The following is a 3160-nucleotide window of genomic DNA, read 5'->3' as shown; positions in this document are numbered from 1 at the left end:
TGAAAAGACACCTAATCTATTACTGTCTACTTGACTGGGGTAAGACCAGGATACAGAAATCATCTTCTTGATGTTGCCTAACTTTTTTCAAAATGTCCTTTACAAAGGGTACAGATTAGTTAAGGGTCCTTTTTTATTTAATATAATTAGTTCTCTCTTTTAAACAATACAATTCCCCATAAAAAATACATCAATCAAAAACTCAATATCTAAACACTAAAATAAATAACACTTCCATATTCATTTGTGACATATCGACAAAAAAACGAGAAAAAGTTGGAGATTAGCTACATCCTTGCGGAACTTTTTTCGGCTCGCTTTTGGATATCACCAAGCCGATACATCCAAAAGCAACTATTTAGATTGATTGGCTTGCATTTGCTAGTATACGAGCCAAACCACTAGTGCTCTCGCCTAATAATTTCACTTATCAAATTAATAGAATACGTTATACATGGAATTCCATCCCCACACGACAAACTAACCTCTACTTTAAAAATATTTTTTTGTTTTTTTTATTTATTCTACTTTTCTTTCACTTAATAGAGTAAGAGGCTAATTTAATTAAATTCCATTTGAAATATGGATATTTATTTTTAACCCCATTATTAAATTACACTTTTAAAAAATAATTGAAAAAGAGGTAATCAAAATGGATCAAATGGTAAAACAAGCACAAGAATGGGTAAACAGTACCTATAAAGGTAGAGCTGGTTATAAAGAAATTGAAGTAACCGGAAAAACAGGTTGGTCTACAATGGGTGCCTTAACACAAGCATTACAATTAGAACTTGGAATTACAGCAACATCTACAACATTTGGCCCTGGTACATTAGCAGAAATTGCAAAAAAATGTCCAATTAGTACAACATCTAATACAAACACAAATATTGTAAAAATTATTCAAGCCGCTTTATATTGCAAGGGTTATGGACCTGGTGGCATTACAGGAACATATGGACCTGGTACACAGTCTGCTATTGCTTCTATGCAAAAAGATTTAGGCACTACACCAAATAATGGCGCAGTAACTCCTAAATTATTCAAAGCACTATTAACAATGGATGCTTATGTATTAGTTAATAACGGAAGTGCAAAAATTCGAAGTATCCAACAATGGTTAAACAGCAAATATATTAATCGCGCTGACTTTTTCTATATGCCTTGCGATGGCCATTATTCACGTGATGTACAAAAAGCTTTAATGTTTGCGATTCAATATGAAGAAGGATTACAAGATGGTACAGCTAACGGAAACTTTGGTCCAACAACACAAGATAAAATTAAATCAGTCGTATTAAAAGAAGGTTCAACAGGTGCTTTTGTGTACCTATTCCAAGCGTCTCTTATTTTCAATAGTTACGATGTACCCTTTGATGGTAATTTTTCAGCAGCTGTAACTACACAATTAAAACAATTCCAAAACTTTTCATTATTGAAAGCAACTGGGGTTTCGGATTATCAAACATGGGCTTCTCTATTAGTAAGTACAGGAGATCCAGAGCGTCAAGGTAAAGCTTGTGATTGTATTACAGAAGTTACTCCTGAACGAGCAAAAACATTAGTCGCAGCTGGTTATGAAACAGTAGGACGTTATCTAACAAACGCTGACGTAAAAAACCCTTTAAATAAAAAAATTCAAAACGGAGAAATCAATAACATTTTAGCAGCTGGCCTTAGTATTTTTCCTATCTACCAAACAAATGGTGGAGACAAAGACTATTTTAATGCTTCCCAAGGTGAAAAAGATGCAATTGCAGCTTATAAAGCCGCTTTATATCATGGATTCCCAAAAGGTACAACTATCTACTTCTCGGTAGATTTTGATGCAACAGGTGACGATATTAAAGACAAAATTTTACCACATTTCCAAGCAATCAACGAACAAATGAAAAAATTAAGAAATGGTTATTACGATATTGGAGTATACGGTTCAAGAAACGTATGTATCCAAGTATCAGACAAAAAATACGCAACATACAGCTTCGTCTCTGGTATGTCTACTGGTTTTAGTGGAAACCTAGGATTCCCATTACCAACAAATTGGGCATTTGATCAAATTAAAGAATACAAAATTGGAAGCGGAAATGGTTCTATCGCAATTGATAAAGATATTAAATCAGGTCGAGATAATGGTGTTACTAAAATCGATAAGGAAAAGTTATCCCTTACACTTCAACTTCTTGAAATGGCGGCAAATTCGTATGAAATATTAGAAGTTGGCAAATTTACGAGTCCAGGAAATTGGGTATTATATCAACAATATAGATATCCAAAAAGTGATTTTGATGTACAAGTGTATAGAAAAGAAATTTACACAGATAAATATGATTATACAGTTGCATTTAGAGGCTCACAGGAGCCGATGGACTGGGTAGTAGATGTGGTACAAGTAGTAGGAAACGTTGGAGGTTTGCAAGCTGATGACGCTGCTAAGTTTGTTAAAGAATTAATAGAGACTGATCGTAACAAGATTAGTCATTTGTACATTACAGGTCATTCACTTGGTGGGTACTTAACACAATATGTACAAAGTGAAATAATTGATGGGAATTTACCTTGGATTGAATCATCCGCAGTGACATTTAATGCACCAGGTGTTGGTTTTCTCGATGTATTTGATAAAGTTTTTGGTGCCAAAATGTCCAAAAAGCTTCAAAATGAACACGATTATAAATATGATGACCTTCTGCTGAATCATCAAATTATATTTGATGCTGTAAGTCTTTTGGGTGGAGATAATTTAGGAAAAGTGATTAAATATGCGACTAAGAATCTACATGATCCGTTAGATTTAAAATATCATCATAGTCTAAAACGCTTCGTAGAATTAGATTTAGAATAAAAATGTTTCTAATAGAGTCTACCATTCTAGAAAAGCTGTCTATATGGACAGCTTTTCTTACATAATTCACCTTTAAAGAACATTTTAAAAAATTCTACATGTGGACTTTTTTCTTGTTCTTACGAATAAACCACAACACCACAGTTAAAAGTAATAAAAAAATCAGTAAAAAGAGCGGTATTATTTGAATAAAGAAAAATCCTTTCCAAAAATCTAACCTAGTACTATCCGGAGGGTTCTGGTGCAAAGATAAAATGAAAACCAATAAAATGCATATGTTCCTAACAGAATTGTATTTTATACTACAAGTTCAAG

Annotated in this window: 1 protein-coding gene; it reads left to right on the top strand. The window is 33.1% G+C overall.

Features of this window, described 5'->3' with window-relative positions; all coding sequences use genetic code 11:
* Positions 1-652 precede the first annotated feature (652 nt).
* Complete coding sequence (locus tag FT637_RS29425; RefSeq protein WP_193649240.1) at positions 653-2845, top strand: glycoside hydrolase domain-containing protein; 2193 nt, start codon at positions 653-655, stop codon at positions 2843-2845.
* Positions 2846-3160 lie beyond the last annotated feature (315 nt).

The organism is Bacillus cereus (genome assembly GCF_015071065.1).
Taxonomy (GTDB): domain Bacteria; phylum Bacillota; class Bacilli; order Bacillales; family Bacillaceae_G; genus Bacillus_A; species Bacillus_A cereus_BA.
Note: the sequence above shows the minus strand (reverse complement) of the source record. Positions and strands in the feature narration are given on the sequence as shown.

Coding starts and splice junctions, on each gene's coding strand:
- FT637_RS29425 (WP_193649240.1), top strand. CDS start 653: ATGGATCAAATGGTAAAACAAGCACAAGAATGGGTAAACAGTACCTAT.